General features: G+C 59.4%; 17 protein-coding genes and 2 tRNA genes. 12 read left to right on the top strand and 7 right to left on the bottom strand.

Annotated features, from left to right (window positions below; all coding sequences use genetic code 11):
• Positions 1-108 precede the first annotated feature (108 nt).
• Positions 109-1,659, top strand: a complete 1,551-nt coding sequence (norR, locus tag ABLU50_RS08450) for a nitric oxide reductase transcriptional regulator NorR (RefSeq protein WP_043521289.1) — start codon at positions 109-111, stop codon at positions 1,657-1,659.
• Here norR and gutQ read toward each other — a convergent pair.
• The 7 genes from gutQ to ABLU50_RS08415 form a co-directional block, all read right to left on the bottom strand.
• Entirely contained in the window at positions 1,622-2,587 is a 966-nt protein-coding gene (gene gutQ, locus ABLU50_RS08445) for an arabinose-5-phosphate isomerase GutQ (protein ID WP_004205670.1), read from the bottom strand. The two genes, norR and gutQ, sit on opposite strands and share 38 nt — an antisense overlap.
• Complete coding sequence (locus ABLU50_RS08440; protein ID WP_004205671.1) at positions 2,580-3,353, bottom strand: DNA-binding transcriptional repressor; 774 nt, start codon at positions 3,351-3,353, stop codon at positions 2,580-2,582. The genes gutQ and ABLU50_RS08440 overlap by 8 nt, the downstream gene beginning before the upstream one ends.
• 65 nt (positions 3,354-3,418) lie before the next feature.
• Positions 3,419-3,778: a transcriptional regulator GutM gene (gene gutM / locus ABLU50_RS08435; RefSeq protein ID WP_049004300.1), complete on the bottom strand. Its 360-nt coding sequence runs from the start codon at positions 3,776-3,778 to the stop codon at positions 3,419-3,421.
• A 154-nt stretch (positions 3,779-3,932) separates the two neighbouring features.
• On the bottom strand, positions 3,933-4,712 hold the full coding sequence (gene srlD, locus ABLU50_RS08430) for a sorbitol-6-phosphate dehydrogenase (protein ID WP_002914815.1): 780 nt from the start codon (positions 4,710-4,712) through the stop codon (positions 3,933-3,935).
• Between the two features lie 12 nt (positions 4,713-4,724).
• Entirely contained in the window at positions 4,725-5,087 is a 363-nt protein-coding gene (srlB, locus tag ABLU50_RS08425; RefSeq protein ID WP_004205674.1) for a PTS glucitol/sorbitol transporter subunit IIA, read from the bottom strand.
• Between the two features lie 13 nt (positions 5,088-5,100).
• The gene (locus ABLU50_RS08420; protein ID WP_087832741.1) at positions 5,101-6,081 is read right to left on the bottom strand and encodes a PTS glucitol/sorbitol transporter subunit IIB; all 981 of its coding nucleotides are present in this window, start codon (positions 6,079-6,081) and stop codon (positions 5,101-5,103) included.
• On the bottom strand, positions 6,078-6,641 hold the full coding sequence (locus ABLU50_RS08415; RefSeq protein WP_004205677.1) for a PTS glucitol/sorbitol transporter subunit IIC: 564 nt from the start codon (positions 6,639-6,641) through the stop codon (positions 6,078-6,080). The genes ABLU50_RS08420 and ABLU50_RS08415 overlap by 4 nt, the downstream gene beginning before the upstream one ends.
• Before the next feature lie 277 nt (positions 6,642-6,918).
• Here ABLU50_RS08415 and mltB point away from each other — a divergent pair, with 277 nt between their 5' ends.
• The 11 genes from mltB (at position 6,919) to ABLU50_RS08360 (ending at position 17,072) form a co-directional block, all read left to right on the top strand.
• A complete protein-coding gene (gene mltB / locus ABLU50_RS08410; protein WP_023318978.1) occupies positions 6,919-7,998 on the top strand; it encodes a lytic murein transglycosylase B in 1,080 nt (359 codons plus the stop codon).
• Positions 7,999-8,336: 338 nt separating this feature from the next.
• Positions 8,337-9,047, top strand: coding sequence for an ATP-binding cassette domain-containing protein (locus ABLU50_RS08405; RefSeq protein ID WP_176391537.1), 711 nt, complete (start codon positions 8,337-8,339; stop codon positions 9,045-9,047).
• Complete coding sequence (locus ABLU50_RS08400; RefSeq protein ID WP_004205682.1) at positions 9,044-9,907, top strand: metal ABC transporter permease; 864 nt, start codon at positions 9,044-9,046, stop codon at positions 9,905-9,907. Before ABLU50_RS08405 ends, ABLU50_RS08400 begins: the two co-directional genes overlap by 4 nt.
• 7 nt (positions 9,908-9,914) lie before the next feature.
• Positions 9,915-10,793 carry a metal ABC transporter substrate-binding protein gene (locus ABLU50_RS08395; protein WP_004205683.1) on the top strand — a complete coding sequence of 293 codons (879 nt, stop codon included), beginning with the start codon at positions 9,915-9,917 and terminating at the stop codon, positions 10,791-10,793.
• 138 nt (positions 10,794-10,931) lie between these two features.
• Positions 10,932-11,429 (top strand): nicotinamide-nucleotide amidase, encoded by a 498-nt coding sequence (pncC, locus tag ABLU50_RS08390; RefSeq protein WP_087832744.1) that lies wholly within the window; start codon positions 10,932-10,934, stop codon positions 11,427-11,429.
• A gap of 90 nt (positions 11,430-11,519) precedes the next feature.
• Entirely contained in the window at positions 11,520-12,578 is a 1,059-nt protein-coding gene (recA, locus tag ABLU50_RS08385; protein WP_004205686.1) for a recombinase RecA, read from the top strand.
• Positions 12,579-12,648: 70 nt separating this feature from the next.
• Positions 12,649-13,149: a recombination regulator RecX gene (recX, locus tag ABLU50_RS08380; protein WP_057213187.1), complete on the top strand. Its 501-nt coding sequence runs from the start codon at positions 12,649-12,651 to the stop codon at positions 13,147-13,149.
• Between the two features lie 250 nt (positions 13,150-13,399).
• Entirely contained in the window at positions 13,400-16,027 is a 2,628-nt protein-coding gene (alaS, locus tag ABLU50_RS08375; RefSeq protein ID WP_087832745.1) for an alanine--tRNA ligase, read from the top strand.
• A gap of 363 nt (positions 16,028-16,390) precedes the next feature.
• On the top strand, positions 16,391-16,576 hold the full coding sequence (csrA, locus tag ABLU50_RS08370; protein WP_000906486.1) for a carbon storage regulator CsrA: 186 nt from the start codon (positions 16,391-16,393) through the stop codon (positions 16,574-16,576).
• A 322-nt stretch (positions 16,577-16,898) separates the two neighbouring features.
• Positions 16,899-16,991, top strand: a tRNA-Ser gene (locus tag ABLU50_RS08365).
• A 4-nt stretch (positions 16,992-16,995) separates the two neighbouring features.
• Positions 16,996-17,072 (top strand) — tRNA-Arg (locus tag ABLU50_RS08360).
• Positions 17,073-17,271 lie beyond the last annotated feature (199 nt).

Genomic DNA, 17,271 nt, shown 5'->3' with positions numbered 1-17,271 from the left:
GATAATTATAAGTTTTTAATTTTTTATGGTTTTGGTTGCTGTCAAAATGACAATGATTAAAATAGTCGATATGACTATGATGGTTGTCAAAATGACAATGGAGCGATGATGAGTTTTTCCGTCGAGGCGCTGGCGAGAATCGCCATTGATTTACAAAGCGATATCGGTCACGTCGACCGCTTTTCGCGCCTGATCGCCACCCTGCGGCAGATCCTGGGCTGCGACGCCTCGGCGCTGCTGCGCTATGAGGCCCATCAGTTTGTGCCGCTGGCGATCGATGGCCTGGCGCAGGATGTGCTTGGCCGGCGCTTTGCGCTGGATGGGCATCCGCGGCTGGAGGCGATCGCCCGCGCCGGCGATGTGGTGCGCTTCCCGGCGGACAGCGACCTGCCGGACCCCTATGACGGCCTGATCCCCGGCCAGGAGAGCCTCAAGGTTCACGCCTGCGTGGGGCTGCCGCTGTTTGCCGGGCAAACGCTGATCGGTGCACTGACCCTTGACGGTATGGATGCCGACCGCTTCGACAGCTTCAGCGATGAAGAGCTGCGGCTGATCGCCGCCCTGGTGGCCGGGGCGCTGAATAACGCGCTGCTTATCGCCCGCCTTGAAGCGCAAAACGTCCTGCCGCCGCAGGTGGTGAATTACCCGCAGCCGGAGCGCCAGGAGCTCATCGGCCTGTCGGCGCCGATGCTGCAGCTGAAAAAAGAGATCGAGATTGTCGCTGCCTCGGATTTAAACGTGCTGATCAGCGGCGAAACGGGGACCGGCAAAGAGCTGGTGGCGAAGGCGGTGCATCAGGGTTCGCCGCGGGCGGCTAACCCGCTGGTGTACCTCAACTGCGCGGCGCTGCCGGAGAGCGTGGCGGAGAGCGAGCTGTTCGGTCACGTGAAAGGGGCGTTTACCGGGGCTATCAGCAACCGCAGCGGCAAATTTGAGATGGCCGATAACGGCACGCTGTTCCTCGACGAAATCGGCGAACTGTCGCTGGCGCTGCAGGCGAAGTTGCTGCGCGTCCTGCAGTATGGCGATATTCAGCGTGTCGGCGATGACCGCAGCCTGCGTGTCGATGTGCGGGTGCTGGCGGCGACCAACCGCGATCTGCGCCAGGAGGTGGTGGAAGGGCGCTTTCGCGCCGATCTCTATCACCGCCTGAGCGTCTTCCCGCTGTCGGTTCCGGCGCTGCGCGAGCGGGAAAATGACGTGGTGCTGCTGGCAGGCTATTTTTGCGAGCAGTGCCGCCTGCGGATGGGGCTGGCGCGGGTAATTTTAAGTGAGGCAACGCGTAACAGGCTGCAGCAGTGGTCGTGGCCGGGCAACGTGCGCGAACTGGAGCATGCCATTCACCGGGCGGTGGTGCTGGCGCGGGCTACCCAGGCTGGCGATGACGTAGTACTGGAGCCGCAGCATTTCCAGTTTACAGCGGCTGCGCCGACGTTGCCGACCGAGGAGATGGCAGCGGCGCCGGCGATGGGCAACGTGAATCTGCGCGAAGCCACGGATAACTTCCAGCGCGAGGCGATTTCCCGCACGCTGGCGGCACATCAGGGCAACTGGGCGGCGACCGCCCGCGCGCTGGAACTGGACGTCGCCAACCTGCACCGGCTGGCGAAACGTCTGGGGCTTAAAGGATCCCGGCCTGGTAAAAGTTCTGCAGGTTGATGGCGCCGACCAGCAGGCCGTTTTCATCCACTACCGGCGCGGCACTGATTTTATGTTTCATCAGCCGCTCTTTGGCTTCCACCGCGCGGCTCTCCGCCTGCAGCGTCACGCCGTTGCGGGTCATCGCCTGCGTTACGCCGTCGTTTAAGGTGCCGCCGCCCACCAGCCAGCGGCGCAGGTCGCCGTCGGTGAAGACGCCCTGCACGCGGTTGGCCTCATCGCAGACCGCCACCAGGCCGAGCCCGGTGCGGCTCAGCTCGAGCATCGCGTCCATGACGTTGGCGTCTGTACCGACGCGCGGCACTTCGTCGTCGCGGCGCATCAGATGATGCACTTTGTTCAGCAGACGCGCGCCGAGCGCCCCCGCCGGATGGGAGCGAGCGAAATCCTCTTCACTGAAGCCGCGGGCTTGCATCACCGCCATCGCCAGCGCGTCGCCGAGCATCAGGGTGTTGACGGTGCTGGAGGTCGGTGCCAGATGCATCGGACAGGCTTCGCGCTCCACGGCGATATCCAGCACTGCTTTCGCCGCCAGCGCCAGCGGCGAGGTGGATTTGCCGGTCATCGCCAGCAGGGGTATCCCTTTTTCCTCCAGCCGCGGCACGATCAGATCCAGCTCTTTCGCGCTGCCGGAGTAGGAGATAAACAGCATCACATCGCGACCGTCGAGCATGCCGAGATCGCCGTGCAGGGCTTCCGCCGGGTGGACGAAAAAGGCCGGAGTGCCGGTGCTGGCGAAGGTCGCCGCCAGCTTTTTGCCGATATGACCGGATTTCCCGATACCGGAGACAATCAGTTTGCCCTCGCAGTGGATGATGGTCTCCGCCGCGCGGATGAAGTCATCGCCCAGGCGTTCCGGCAGGCGGCTCGCCTCCTGTAGCTCCAGCATCAGGGTCTGGCGTCCGGCCTCTAACAAAAAGTTACTCATGATGTTCTCCAGTAATGATGACTTCTATGCCTTTGGCTTCCAGCGCCCGCTGGAATGCAGGGTCAATATCGGCATCGGTAATCAGTTTATCCACGCGCTCCAGGCCGCAGACAATATTGGGGCTTTTACGGCCAAACTTTGACGAGTCGGCCATCAGGATCACTTCGCGGGCGGCGTTGCACATCGCCTTGCTGACGGTATACACCTCATTGAAGGTGGTGACGCCGGCGTTCAGATCGATGCCGTCGGTGCCCATAAACAGCTTGTCGAAACTGAACTGTTCGAAAGCGTTTTCCGCCAGCTGGCCGTGAAAGGAGGCAGATTTTTTGCGGAAGGTGCCCCCGGGCATCAGGATAGTCTGTTCATTATCCAGTTCGGCAAGGGCATTGACGATATGCAGGCTGTTGGTCATCACCGTGATGTTATTGAAGCGGCTGAGCAGCGGGACCATCTGCAGCACCGTGCTGCCGGCATCGAGGATGAGGGAGTCGCCATCATGAATAAAACGCACCGCCGCTTCGGCGATGCGCGCTTTCTTATGGGTGTTGATCAACGTCTTATGATCGATCGGCGGATCGGCTTCATCCTTGTTGAGTACCACGCCACCGTAGGTGCGAATGACGGTGCCGGCGTTTTCCAGCGTGACCAGATCCTTACGGATGGTGGTGCCGGTCGTATCGAAATGTTGCGCCAGCTCTTCGACCGAGCATTTTCCCTGCGACTGCAGGAACTCGAGAATGGCTGCCTGGCGCTGACGTGGTTTCATAGCGTCTATCCTGCGTTTAAGTTTCGAAGTGATAATTTCGCAAGATATTTACTTTTACAACGAAATTATCCATGTTTCGGATTAAGCGCTAATGATAGTGCATTCTGACAGCGCGGATCATGGGGAAAGATCACATCAGGCTGCAATTCCGCGATATGTTTGCCGTCCAGCGCGGGGATTTTTTGCGGACGGGCGAAAATGGTGAAGCCTTTCATCAGCAGCGTGTCGCAAATGCGGTTGTCATCATCAACGGCGATAGCGACGATGGCGCGCGGTTGAAAGCGTCCGGCGGAGCGGCCGACCCCCACCCGACCCTGCTGGCACAGGCTGTCGAAAGCGCGATTGAAACGGCGGATCTGCCAGCCGCCAAAGGCCATTTGGGTAAGCCAGGCGATGGCGGCGACGGTGATTAATGCGCTAACCATAGGTATCTCCTTAAGGGGGGCGGGAACAACCCGGGTCGTGGCGCGAGCGCCTAACCCGAGCGATCCGCGGTGCCTTTTCGTCGGGTAGCGGCTAACGCCTTACCCGACCTACAGTTTTGTAGCCCGGATAAGCGCGGCGCCATCCGGGATCCCTTTAAAACATCACCTGACCGCCGGTAACGTTGATCGACTGACCGGTGCAGTACGACGCCTGCGGGCTGGCGTAAAACATTAATACGTTCAGCACATCCTGATATTCGCAACCGCGCTTCAGGGGCACCTTGTCGATGTAGTACTGCTCGACCTCGCTCTCATCGATACCGAGCTTGGTGGCGTACTGCGGCAGCAGCGACTGGAACATCGGCGACTTCAGCAGATTGCCGAGCATCAGTGAGTGTACGGTTATGCCGTATTCCGCCAGATCCAGCGCCAGCGACTGGGTCAGTCCGACGCCGCCGAACTTCGCCGCGCTGTAGCCGGAGTTGTGCTTGCTGCCGACTTTGCCGGATTTCGAGTTGATCTGAATGATGCGTCCCTTAATGCCGTCGCGGATCATCAGCCGGGAGAATTCGCGGGCGCAGAGGAAGTAGCCCACCAGATTGACCTGTAGCGAGCGGTCGAAATCCCCCAGCGCAAAGTCGCTAATAAACGCCGCTTTGGCGATGCCGGCGCTGTACACCAGCAAGTCGACGCGCGAGAAAATCTCATCCACCCCATGGGCCAGCGCGGTGACGCTGGCCTCGCTGGTGGCGTCGGCGCCGAAGCCATACGCCATGCCTTCGCCATATTCAGCGTTAATCTCCTGGGCGACGCGGCTGGCTTTTTCGCTCTGAATATCGACCACCGCCACGCGGTAGCCCTCGGCGGCCAGCCCGCGGCACAGAAACTCTCCTAAGGTTTGTCCACCGCCAATGACAACAGCAACCTGATTCATCTTTCTCTCCTGTTAAGCAACAAATTTCAGTACGCAGCCGGGCGCAATGGCGTCCGGCACCGGGCCCGCCACGTGGACGGTCCCCGGAAACTCCGCGTCGCGATGGCCGTCAAAGCGCAGGGTGATATGGCCCAGCTCGCGCAGATTTTGCTCGGCAACGTCGCCGACGGCGGTCACCGGGTAGCGCAGCTCGCCAAGCTGCAGCTCTGCACCCGGCTGCAGCGAACCGGCAAGCTCGCCGTGGTTGTGAATAAAGCAATACGCTTCGATATCCGCCGGGGCGCCCTCGCGGAAGGTGATCAGCATTTGCTCTTCCAGCGCCATCGCCGCGCAGGCGCCGATGTGCGTAATGGTGGTCTGGTAAATCACGGTCATGTTCTGGCCCCTCTTACTGGTAAATAAATCCGGAAACGAACCACGCGATCAGCACCGTTGGCGCGCCGGTCAAAAAGCGGCTGACCAGCACCGACGGCACGCCGACGCGCACGGTATCCTGGCGAGCTTCGGCCAGCGACAGGCCAACCGGGATAAAATCGCAGGCGGCCTGGGCGTTAATGGCGAACAGCGCCGGCAGGGCGAGGTGCGGCGGAATATTGCCGAGGCCGATCTGCACGCCGATCAGTACGCCAATCACCTGGGCGATAACCGCGCCGGGGCCGAGAAACGGCGACAGCAGCGGGAAGGAGCAGATCAGCGCCAGGGTCACCAGACCCAGCGGATGGCTGGCGAGCGGCGCCAGGCCATGGGCGATCCAGTCGCCGATGCCGGAGGCCATGATGATGCCGATCAGCGCCGAGACGAAGGCCATAAACGGCAGGATGGTTTTCAGCACCGTATCGATGGTGTCGCGTCCGGCCTGGAACAGCACCGCCACCACCGAGCCCATCCCCATCCCGACCTTCGCCAGTAGGCCATCGCTCTGTTCAGTGATCTTTTTGCTGGCGTCGTAGTCGCGACCCGCGCGGTTGTTCTCCGCCGGTGGCTCGGGAGCTATCGTGCCGCCGGTCGCGATGCGCTGAATGTTCTCCTCCTTGACGCCGGAGACGTAGATATCTTCTGTGATGTACTGGGCCAGCGGCCCCGATTTGCCGGTGGCATGGATATTCACCGTCGGGATGCGGCGCTTGGGATAGAGCCCGCAGCGCAGGGTGCCTCCGCAGTCGATAATCGCCACGCCGATGTCGCTTTCCGCCGGTTCGCCCTCTTTAAAACCGTCCACCGCCTGCCAGCCGGTCAGGCTGGCGATGCGGTCAACGATCGCCGGGCGGGTGCCGGCGGCGATATAGACGATCTTTTTGCCCTCGACGACGTCGAGTTCAAGGGGGCCGCCCCAGCCGCCGGTGCCTTTCTCAATACGAATCCGGGTCATGATGTCGCTCCTGACAGATGCACTTTCTGAGCCAGCTGAATCGCCATTTTTCGCTCGAAAATCGAGGTGGTCAGGTCGGTAACCCAGCCGCGGAAGAAGTTGGTCACCAGCCCGACCAGCAGATAGCTCACCGCCAGCGGACCGAGCGGCAGGCCGAGGGTGGTGAGGCCGTTGGCGATGCCGAGATAGACGAACAGTTCGCCGGGGTTGATATGCGGAAACAGACCGTTCATTGAGTGGCAGCTATAGGACGCCGCCGCGTAATAGCTGGGCTTGTACTTCTCTGGCATAAAGCGGCCCAGGCTCAGGGTCATCGGGTTACAAAACACAAAGGTACCGATGCAGGGCAACAGCAGGTAGCGGGAGATCGGGTTCCCGGCGCAGCGCTGCGCCAGTTTTTCGATCCGCTGCTGGCCAATAAAGTTGATCAGCGCGTTCATGATCACCAGCAGACTGATCAGCAAGGGGAGGATCCCGGTCACCATGCCGGTAAACACCTCGCCGCCTTTCTGAAACAGGCCGATAAACCACTCCGCGCCGTGGGTCACGACGTCAATCATTGTTCTCTCCTTCAGCATGTTATTTTTCTTGCTAACTGCAGGCCGATTTTAATCATTTTGAAAGGTTTTAAAGTGTTAAATGGATCGCAAAATGAAAGATAAATATTTTATTTTGAAAGATTGGCACTGAGAGGATGAAATAACGAGGGGCATGACAGCATGCAGGGAAGGGGTCGGTGAAGGACTATTTTGTCTACAAACGGATTGTCACTTTCTTGTTGGTCGTCGCATGCTTTACCATAATTATCCCTTGCTGAATTTGTTAAACGGAATTCCCATGTTGAAGCGTCGCTCTCTGGCTTTACTTCCCCTTTGTGTGCTCCTCGCTGCCTGCAGCAGCAAACCCAAGACTCCCGCGGAAACGGAGATGGCGAGTGGAACCGGCGGCTTTTTGCTGGAACCGCAGCATAACGTGATGCAGATGGGCGGCGACTTCGCCAACAACCCGGCGGCGGCGCAGTTCATCGATAAGATGGTGGCGAAGCACGGCTTCGACAGGCAGCAGCTGCAGGAGATCCTGTCGCAGGCGAAGCGTCTGGACTACGTTCTGCGGCTGATGGATCGTCAGGCGCCGACCGGCTTGCCGCCGACCGGGCCAACCGGCGCCTGGCTGCGCTACAAGAAACAGTTTATTACCCCGGATAACGTGCAGAACGGCGTGGTGTTCTGGAATCAGTATCAGGACGCGCTCAACCGCGCTTATCAGGTCTACGGCGTGCCGCCGGAAATCATTGTCGGTATTATCGGCGTGGAGACCCGTTGGGGACGGGTGATGGGCAAAACCCGCATCCTCGACGCGCTGGCGACCCTGTCGTTTAGCTATCCGCGCCGCGCCGAATACTTCTCCTCCGAGCTGGAAACCTTCCTGCTGATGGCGCGCAGCGAAAGCGACGACCCGCTGGATCTGAAAGGCTCTTTCGCCGGGGCGATGGGGTACGGCCAGTTTATGCCGTCGTCCTATAAGCAATACGCGGTGGACTTTAACGGCGACGGCCACATCAACCTGTGGGACCCGGTGGATGCTATCGGCAGCGTGGCCAACTACTTCAAACAGCACGGCTGGGTGAGCGGCGATCTGGTGGCGGTGCAGGCGCTGGGCCAGGCGCCGGGGCTGGAGAATGGTTTCAAAACCAAATACAGCGTGTCGCAGCTGGCGGCGGCGGGATTAACTCCGACCCAGCCGCTGGGCAACCATCAGCAGGCGAGCCTGCTGCGCCTGGACGTCGGTACCGGCTATGAATACTGGTACGGGTTGCCGAACTTCTACACCATCACTCGCTACAATCACAGCACCCACTACGCGATGGCCGTCTGGCAGCTTGGCCTGGCGGTTTCTCAGGCCCGCAGCGGTTATTAATACTGTCATCCGGCTGACAGTATCCGAGCCTCCCCGGATAACGGCGCGTAGCGCCTTATCCGGGCAACGGTCTGTTATCTGGTTGGTGGCCCCGTAAGCGCAGCGCGACCGGGGGATTTCCCGGAAAGGCCGCGCTTATCCTGCTGTTTCTTCCTGTCGGCATGCCTCCTGTCGACCTTTGTTACATTTCGCTCACCGACGCTGATTTACAATCTAATCCCGCCTCTGTATTGTTATGTTATAACATTTAATAAAAGGGGTAAGGATATGTTCGCATCGGTTTTTATGGCATCCGGCGCGGCGCGCCTGGCCATCGCTGGAATGCTGCTGGCGGCGCTATGGCTGGCGACCTGGTGGGCGGTGACGCTGCCATGATTGAACTGGAACAACTGGTAACCGGCTATGGCGGGGCGGCGATCACCCCTCCGCTGAGCGGGATGATATGTCCCGGCAGCCTGACGGCAATCGTTGGTCTCAATGGCTGCGGAAAATCGACCCTGCTGAAAACCCTCGCCGGGTTTCTTCCGCCGGTCAGCGGCCGCCTGCGCTGGCAGGGAAAGCGGCCGGTGATTGGCTGGCTGGCGCAGCGCCATGCCCTCGAGTCACAGTTTCCTCTCAACGTGCAGGATGTGGTGAGTCAGGGCGCATGGCCCGGCGTGTCGCTGCTGCGCGGTCTGAGCGGCGATACCCGGCGACGCATCGGCGCGGTGCTGGAGCGGGTCGGGCTGGCGAGCCTGGCGAAAACCCCGATCGAAGCGCTCTCCGGCGGCCAGTTTCAGCGCATGCTGTTTGCCCGGGTGATGGTGCAGCGGGCGCCGCTGGTGATGCTCGACGAGCCCTTCACGGGTATCGATGAAGTGACCAGTCGCGAACTGATGGAGCTGATCCTCGACATGCACCGGCAGGGGCAAACCATCCTGGCGGTGCTGCATGATAACCAGCGGGTAGCCGACTTTTTTCCGGAGACGCTGCTTTTAACCCGCCAGCGCGCCTGCTGGGGTGCCACCCGGGCGGTTCTCCCGGCCTTCAGCCAGGCGAGGTCAGCATGATCTGGCACACCTTCTTTCAACCTTTTATTGAATTCGGCTTTATGCGCCGGGCGCTGGTGGTCTGCCTGGCGCTGTCGCTAAGCACCACCATGCTGGGCGTCTTCCTGTTGCTGCGGCGCATGAGCTTGATGGGCGACGCGCTGTCGCACGCCATTCTCCCCGGCGTGGCGGTGGGCTATCTGCTGAGCGGCATGTCGCTGCTGGCCATGACCGTGGGCGGCTTTGTCGCCGGCATCGCGGTCGCGCTGGTGGCGGGATGGGTGAGCCGGCGGACGCCGTTAAAAGAGGACGCCAGCTTTGCTGGATTTTATCTGGGATCGCTGGCGCTGGGCGTCACTCTGGTGTCGCTGCGCGGCTCCAGCGTCGACCTGCTGCATCTGCTGTTTGGCTCCATTCTGGCGGTGGATCGTGACGCGGCGCTGTTTGTCAGCGGCGTCGCCAGCCTGACGCTGTTGTGCATCGCGCTGTGCTACCGCGGTCTGGTCAGCGAGGCGTTCGACAGTGCCTGGCTGCAGGTGAATAACCGCCGGCTGCCCGCGGTGCTGCATGGGCTTTTTCTGGCGCTGCTGGTGCTTAACCTGGTGGCGGGATTTCAGGTGCTCGGCACGCTGATGGCGGTAGGGGTGATGATGCTTCCGGCGGTCGCCGCGCGCTGCTGGGCGCGAACGCTGCCGGGCATCCTGCTGCTGGCGGCGCTCTCCGGCGCGCTCTGCGCCTGGCTGGGTTTGAGTCTCTCCTGGGCGGCCAGTCTTCCCGCCGGGCCCGCCATCGTGCTGACCGCCAGCGCGCTGTTTTTTATTTCGCTGTTTTTTGGCACGCGCAGCCGACTGCTGGTCGGCTGGCGCAAATTGATGGGGTAAGGAAATGATGAAACGTAGTGCAATAGTGGTCGCGCTGGCCTTCGGCCTGATGGCGCAGGGGGCGATGGCGAAAACGCTGAATGTGGTAAGCAGTTTTTCAGTGCTGGGTGATATGGTGCAGCAGGTTGGCGGGGAGCATGTCCATGTGGATACCCTGGTCGGCCCGGATGGCGATCCGCACACCTTCGAGCCGTCGCCGAAGGATAGCGCGCTGCTCAGCAAGGCCGACGTGGTGGTGGTTAACGGCCTGGGACTGGAAGGCTGGCTGGATCGCCTGATTAAGGCCTCTGGTTTTAAGGGCGAGCTGGTGGTGGCGTCGAAGGGCGTCAAGACCCATACCCTCGATGAAGACGGCAAAACGGTGACCGATCCCCACGCCTGGAACAGCGCAGCGAACGGCGCATTGTATGCGCAGAATATCCTCGATGGTCTGGTGAAAGCCGACCCGGAAGATAAAGCGGCGTTGACCAGCAGCGGCAAGCGCTATATCGACCAGCTGACGGCCCTCGACGGCTGGGCGAAAGGGCAGTTCAGCGCCATTCCGCTGGCCAAGCGCAAGGTCCTGACCAGCCATGACGCTTTCGGCTATTTTGGCCGCGCTTATCACGTAACCTTCCTCGCGCCGCAGGGGCTCTCTTCAGAGAGCGAGGCCAGCGCGGCGCAGGTGGCGGCGCTGATTAAGCAAATCAACGCGGACGGCGTCCATACCTGGTTTATGGAGAACCAGCTTGACCCGCGGCTGGTGAAGCAGATTGCCAGCGCCACCGGCGCGCAGCCCGGCGGAGAACTCTATCCTGAGGCGCTCTCCGCCCCGGGGGGCGTCGCGGATAGCTATGTCAAAATGATGCGTCATAACGTGGCGCTGATCGCCGCCAGCATGAAGTAAGCGTGCGATTTCTCATCCCGGCGCCGCCGGGATGATTCATTTTGGATGTCCCCTCGTAAATTCCACACCTCGTCCCCATATCTCTGTGGAAAGTGCTATCTTTGATGGCCTCTTTATCCGGAGCAAAGCGGGGCGATAATGACCGATTCAGAATTAATGCAGCTAAGCGAGAAGGTCGGCCGGGCGCTGCAGGCGCAGGGCGAGACGGTGACCACGGCGGAATCCTGCACCGGTGGCTGGATAGCGAAAGCCATCACCGATATTGCCGGCAGCTCAGCGTGGTTTGAACGCGGTTTTGTGACTTACAGCAACGAGGCCAAATCGCAAATGATCGGCGTCAGCGAAGCGACGCTGCGGGACAACGGCGCGGTGAGCGAACCGGTGGTGGTGGAGATGGCGATCGGCGCGTTGCGCGCCGCGCGCGCGGACTATGCCATCTCGGTTAGCGGCGTCGCCGGGCCGGATGGCGGCAGCGACGAAAAGCCGGTCGGGACGGTGTGGTTTGGCGTCGCCAGCGTTAGCGGGCAAGGGGTGACGCGGCGGGAATGCTTTGCCGGAGACCGCGAAGCGGTACGTCGTCAGGCGACGGCCTACGCGCTCAATCTGCTCTGGCAACAATTTCTACAAAAGACTTGATACTGTATGACTATACAGTATAATTGCCTCAACTGAACAAATATTAACGGCGAAGCGAACACGCTTCACCCTGCATGATTAGGAGTAACAATGGCGATCGACGAAAACAAACAGAAAGCGTTGGCGGCTGCACTGGGCCAGATCGAAAAGCAATTCGGTAAAGGCTCCATCATGCGCCTGGGTGAAGACCGTTCTATGGACGTAGAAACCATCTCCACCGGCTCGCTTTCTCTGGATATCGCGCTGGGCGCCGGCGGTCTGCCAATGGGCCGTATCGTCGAGATCTACGGGCCGGAATCCTCCGGTAAAACCACCCTGACGCTGCAGGTTATCGCCGCAGCGCAGCGCGAAGGTAAAACCTGTGCGTTCATCGATGCGGAACACGCGCTGGATCCGGTCTATGCGCGCAAGCTGGGCGTGGATATCGACAACCTGCTGTGTTCTCAGCCGGATACCGGCGAGCAGGCGCTGGAAATCTGTGACGCGCTGGCGCGCTCCGGCGCGGTTGACGTTATCGTCGTCGACTCCGTCGCGGCGCTGACGCCGAAAGCGGAAATCGAAGGCGAAATCGGCGACTCTCACATGGGCCTCGCGGCGCGTATGATGAGCCAGGCGATGCGTAAACTGGCGGGTAACCTGAAGCAGTCCAACACGCTGCTGATCTTTATCAACCAGATCCGTATGAAAATCGGCGTGATGTTCGGTAACCCGGAAACCACCACCGGCGGTAATGCGCTGAAGTTCTACGCCTCCGTGCGTCTGGATATCCGTCGCATCGGCGCGGTGAAAGAGGGCGACAACGTCGTCGGTAGCGAAACCCGCGTCAAAGTGGTGAAGAACAAGATTGCGGCGCCGTTCAAACAGGCTGAATTCCAGATCCTCTACGGCGAAGGCATCAACTTCTTCGGCGAGCTGGTTGACCTCGGCGTGAAAGAGAAGCTGATTGAGAAAGCGGGCGCCTGGTACAGCTACAACGGCGACAAAATTGGTCAGGGCAAAGCGAACGCTATCACCTGGCTGAAAGAGAACCCGGCGGCGGCGAAAGAGATTGAGAAGAAAGTGCGCGAACTGCTGCTCAACAACCAGGACTCTACGCCGGACTTCGCCGTTGACGGCAACGATGCAGAAGAAACGGAACAAGATTTCTGATATCGTCTAACAGAGTGATAAAGGGCTGCTTATGCGGCCCTTTTGCTTTTCTTAGATTATTGAGGTGCCTGTGACTGAACCTTCATCACGCCGCTCCGGCTACGCCCGCCTGCTGGACCGCGCTATCCGCATTCTGGCGATGCGCGACCACAGCGAACAGGAGCTGCGGCGCAAACTGGCTGCTCCGGTAATGAGCAAAAACGGCCCCGAGGCGCTGGACGTCATCCCTGAAGAGCTGGAGCAGGTGGTTGCCTGGTGTATCGAAAACCGTTATCTCGACGATAATCGTTTTGTCGGCCAGTTCATCGCCAGCCGGAGCCGCAAAGGCTATGGCCCCGCGCGCATTCGTCAGGAGCTCAGCCAGAAAGGCATTGCGCGCCAGGCCGTGGAACAGGCGATGCGCGAATGCGATATCGACTGGGTGAGCCTTGCCAGGGCGCAGGCGCAGCGTAAATACGGTGAACCGTTACCCTCCGCCTTTGCTGAGAAAGTGAAAATCCAGAGATTCCTGCTGTACCGTGGCTACCTGATGGAAGATATCCAGGAAATCTGGCGAAATTTTGCAGATTGACCCATCCGGGATTTTACTTCGCCGTAAAGAAAACTTATCTTATTCCCACTTTATTCCGTCGGGCCGCTGGTTGTGACAGTGCAGGCAGCGTCCTGGGCGATTATTCCTTTACACAAAATCATTCAAGCTGCATCAGGGCGGCAAGAGAGACTATCTTCCGCAACGCACGTCAGTTCGGTGCCGGAAGAGCAAGCGCAGCCAGGACAGAGGCGACTTGAAGGATGACGTGTAGCTTGATTTCAGGATAATTATGAGCAAGAGCACCGCTGAGATCCGTCAGGCGTTTCTCGACTTTTTCCATAGCAAGGGACATCAGGTAGTTGCCAGCAGCTCCCTGGTGCCGCACAACGATCCGACCCTGCTGTTTACCAACGCAGGGATGAACCAGTTCAAGGATGTCTTCCTTGGTCTCGACAAACGTAATTATTCGCGTGCGACCACCGCGCAGCGTTGCGTGCGTGCGGGTGGTAAACACAACGATCTGGAAAACGTCGGTTACACCGCGCGTCACCACACCTTCTTTGAAATGCTGGGCAACTTTAGCTTCGGCGACTACTTCAAGCAGGATGCCATCAAATACGCGTGGGAGCTGCTGACCGGTGAGAACTGGTTCGCGCTGCCGAAAGAGAAGCTGTGGGTCACCGTTTACGAGACCGATGACGAAGCATTCGACATCTGGGCCAATGAAGTAGGCGTCCCGCGCGAGCGAATCATCCGCATCGGCGACAACAAAGGCGCGCCGTTTGCTTCAGACAACTTCTGGCAGATGGGCGACACCGGTCCGTGCGGTCCGTGCACCGAGATTTTCTTCGACCATGGCGATCACATCTGGGGCGGCCCTCCGGGAAGCCCGGAAGAAGACGGCGACCGCTACATTGAGATCTGGAACATCGTCTTCATGCAGTTCAACCGTCAGGCTGACGGTACCATGGAGCCGCTGCCGAAGCCGTCCGTCGACACCGGTATGGGCCTGGAGCGTATTGCCGCGGTGCTGCAGCACGTTAACTCAAACTATGACATCGACCTGTTCCGCGATCTGATCGCCAGCGTGGCGAAAGTCACCGGCGCCACCGATCTGACGAACAAGTCGCTGCGCGTTATTGCCGACCACATTCGCTCCTGCGCCTTCCTGATCGCTGACGGCGTAATCCCGTCGAATGAAAACCGCGGCTATGTGCTGCGCCGCATCATTCGCCGCGCGATCCGTCACGGCAACATGCTGGGCGCGAAGGATACCTTCTTCTGGAAACTGGTTGCCCCGCTGATCGCCGTGATGGGCTCCGCCGGCGAAGAACTGAAGCAGCAGCAGGCTCAGGTTGAGCAGGTGCTGAAAACCGAAGAAGAGCAGTTCGCCCGTACTCTGGAGCGCGGACTGGCGCTGCTGGATGAAGAGCTGTCGAAGCTGAAAGGCGACACCCTGGATGGCGAAACCGCCTTCCGTCTGTACGACACCTACGGCTTCCCGGTCGACCTGACCGCGGACGTCTGCCGCGAGCGCAACATCAAGGTTGACGAAGCCGGCTTTGAGGCCGCCATGGAAGAGCAGCGCCGTCGCGCGCGCGAGTCCAGCGGTTTCGGCGCTGACTATAACGCGATGATCCGCGTTGACGGCGCCTCTGAATTTAAAGGTTACGATCATCTGGAGCTGAACGGCAAAGTGACTGCGCTGTTCATCGATGGCAAAGCGGTGGATAGCGTCAGCGCGGGTCAGGAAGCGGTAGTGATCCTCGACCAGACCCCGTTCTATGCGGAGTCCGGCGGCCAGGTGGGCGATAAAGGCGAACTGAAAGGCACCGGCTTCTCCTTCGCGGTCAGCGACACGCAGAAGTACGGCCAGGCCATTGGTCATATCGGTAAAGTCGCCAGCGGCTCCCTGAAAGTGGGCGACGCGGTGCAGGCCGATGTGGACGAGGCTCGCCGTCAGCGTATCCGCCTGAACCACTCCGCGACGCACCTGATGCACGCGGCGCTGCGCCAGGTGCTCGGCACCCATGTGGCGCAGAAAGGCTCGCTGGTCAACGATAAAGCGCTGCGCTTTGACTTCTCGCATTTCGAAGCGATGAAGCCGGAAGAGATTCGTGCAGTGGAAGATCTGGTCAACGCGCAGATCCGTCGTAACCTGGCTATCGAAACCAACATTATGGATATCGATGCCGCGCGCGCATCCGGCGCGATGGCGCTGTTCGGCGAGAAATACGATGACCGCGTCCGCGTGCTGCGGATGGGCGACTTCTCCACCGAACTGTGCGGCGGGACTCACGCGGCGCGTACCGGTGATATCGGCCTGTTCCGTATCACGTCTGAGTCCGGTACCGCCGCTGGCGTGCGCCGTATCGAAGCGGTGACCGGTGAGGGCGCGATGGCCATGCTGCACGCGCAGAGCGATCAGCTCAGCGATATCGCACAGCTGCTGAAGGGCGACAGCCACAATCTCGGCGAGAAAGTTCGCGCCGCGCTGGAGCGTACCCGTCAGCTGGAAAAAGAGCTGCAGCAGCTGAAAGAGCAGGCTGCGGCGCAGGAGAGCGCAAACCTCTCCAGCAAAGCGGAAGAGATTAACGGCGTTAAGCTGCTGGTCAGCGAGCTGGCCAGCGTGGAGCCGAAGATGCTGCGCACCATGGTTGACGATCTGAAGAACCAGCTGGGTTCGACGGTTGTGGTGTTGGCTACGGTCGCAGACGGTAAAGTTTCCCTGATTGCCGGTGTGTCTAAGGATGTGACAGATCGCGTCAAGGCTGGGGAGCTGGTTGGTATGGTCGCTCAGCAGGTGGGCGGTAAAGGGGGCGGTCGTCCGGATATGGCGCAGGCCGGTGGTACCGATGCGTCTGCTCTCCCTGCAGCGTTAGCCAGTGTGAAAGGCTGGGTCAGCGCAAAACTGTAATAACTATAAACGCATATACCCTAAATAATTCGAGTTGCAGGAAGGCGGCGACACAGCGAATCCCCAGGAGCTTACTCAAGTAAGTGACTGGGGTGAGCGAGGAAAACCAACACACATGCAACTTGAAGTATGGCGGGTTTAGGTGCCGTAACCTCAGGGAAATGGCACCTTGCGCGAGAAACACCGATAACGATAAAGTCGGGTTGAAATTGTGTATATCGGCTAAACTTAGGTTTAACAGAATGTGATGCCATGACTGCTTATACCGTAAGGTATTTGTCATTGCTTACTTTTTGGCGTTATATGATGGATAATGCCGGGATACGAGAGACCCGACTCTTTTAATCTTTCAAGGAGCAAAGAATGCTGATTCTGACTCGTCGAGTTGGTGAGACCCTCATGATTGGAGATGAGGTCACTGTGACAGTTTTAGGGGTGAAGGGTAACCAGGTTCGTATTGGCGTAAACGCCCCTAAAGAAGTATCTGTACACCGTGAAGAGATCTACCAGCGTATTCAGGCTGAAAAATCCCAGCAGTCCAGTTACTAAGGTTTCCGCGCCTCGCTGTTCAGTGAGGCGCATCACTTACCGCCGCTTTTTCCCTTTTTCTGTTTCTTCCCCCTGCATCATACCGCTTTTCATTACCCTTTGCCGCTTTGGTTGTTTGGCGTTATGCCAGCGTCAGGGCTGATTTCCTGTTGATAAATTGCCCTTTTTGCCGTTTTTGCACGCGAATTGCGTGCGAAGTGTGCAAACGAAAAAAGGTCTCGAAAAAGTGTTTGACTTATAAGTACCAGAAAGTAATATGTGCGCCATCGCAGCGACGAAGAGCAGAAACAAGTTCTTCGAAGCACTCGAAAGAGGCGTGTGTGGTGAGGTGGCCGAGAGGCTGAAGGCGCTCCCCTGCTAAGGGAGTATGCGGTCAAAAGCTGCATCCGGGGTTCGAATCCCCGCCTCACCGCCATTTTGCATCCGTAGCTCAGCTGGATAGAGTACTCGGCTACGAACCGAGCGGTCGGAGGTTCGAATCCTCCCGGATGCACCATCTTCTTTCTGAATTAAGAGAGAAGAGCTGCTGTGAAAGCAGCGGCCCGCAGTGCGAGGCATAATCGAGTCACTCTACCGATTAGGCCGTCATACTCAGTGTGGCATGTGTTAGTTGTGACACTGACGCGTAGTAAAGCAAGTTTCCCGATGCATCCGTAGCTCAGCTGGATAGAGTACTCGGCTACGAACCGAGCGGT

Source organism: Klebsiella sp. GG_Kp173, from assembly GCF_040062415.1.
Lineage (GTDB): Bacteria > Pseudomonadota > Gammaproteobacteria > Enterobacterales > Enterobacteriaceae > Klebsiella > Klebsiella quasipneumoniae.
This window is presented reverse-complemented; position numbering and strand designations above follow the sequence as displayed.

What these genes read in the sequence shown, in the direction of transcription:
- norR (WP_043521289.1), top strand. Translation starts at nt 109, where the DNA reads ATGAGTTTTTCCGTCGAGGCGCTGGCGAGAATCGCCATTGATTTACAA.
- gutQ (WP_004205670.1), bottom strand. Translation starts at nt 2,587, where the DNA reads ATGAGTAACTTTTTGTTAGAGGCCGGACGCCAGACCCTGATGCTGGAG.
- ABLU50_RS08440 (WP_004205671.1), bottom strand. Translation starts at nt 3,353, where the DNA reads ATGAAACCACGTCAGCGCCAGGCAGCCATTCTCGAGTTCCTGCAGTCG.
- gutM (WP_049004300.1), bottom strand. Translation starts at nt 3,778, where the DNA reads ATGGTTAGCGCATTAATCACCGTCGCCGCCATCGCCTGGCTTACCCAA.
- srlD (WP_002914815.1), bottom strand. Translation starts at nt 4,712, where the DNA reads ATGAATCAGGTTGCTGTTGTCATTGGCGGTGGACAAACCTTAGGAGAG.
- srlB (WP_004205674.1), bottom strand. Translation starts at nt 5,087, where the DNA reads ATGACCGTGATTTACCAGACCACCATTACGCACATCGGCGCCTGCGCG.
- ABLU50_RS08420 (WP_087832741.1), bottom strand. Translation starts at nt 6,081, where the DNA reads ATGACCCGGATTCGTATTGAGAAAGGCACCGGCGGCTGGGGCGGCCCC.
- ABLU50_RS08415 (WP_004205677.1), bottom strand. Translation starts at nt 6,641, where the DNA reads ATGATTGACGTCGTGACCCACGGCGCGGAGTGGTTTATCGGCCTGTTT.
- mltB (WP_023318978.1), top strand. Translation starts at nt 6,919, where the DNA reads ATGTTGAAGCGTCGCTCTCTGGCTTTACTTCCCCTTTGTGTGCTCCTC.
- ABLU50_RS08405 (WP_176391537.1), top strand. Translation starts at nt 8,337, where the DNA reads ATGGCTGGCGACCTGGTGGGCGGTGACGCTGCCATGATTGAACTGGAA.
- ABLU50_RS08400 (WP_004205682.1), top strand. Translation starts at nt 9,044, where the DNA reads ATGATCTGGCACACCTTCTTTCAACCTTTTATTGAATTCGGCTTTATG.
- ABLU50_RS08395 (WP_004205683.1), top strand. Translation starts at nt 9,915, where the DNA reads ATGAAACGTAGTGCAATAGTGGTCGCGCTGGCCTTCGGCCTGATGGCG.
- pncC (WP_087832744.1), top strand. Translation starts at nt 10,932, where the DNA reads ATGACCGATTCAGAATTAATGCAGCTAAGCGAGAAGGTCGGCCGGGCG.
- recA (WP_004205686.1), top strand. Translation starts at nt 11,520, where the DNA reads ATGGCGATCGACGAAAACAAACAGAAAGCGTTGGCGGCTGCACTGGGC.
- alaS (WP_087832745.1), top strand. Translation starts at nt 13,400, where the DNA reads ATGAGCAAGAGCACCGCTGAGATCCGTCAGGCGTTTCTCGACTTTTTC.
- csrA (WP_000906486.1), top strand. Translation starts at nt 16,391, where the DNA reads ATGCTGATTCTGACTCGTCGAGTTGGTGAGACCCTCATGATTGGAGAT.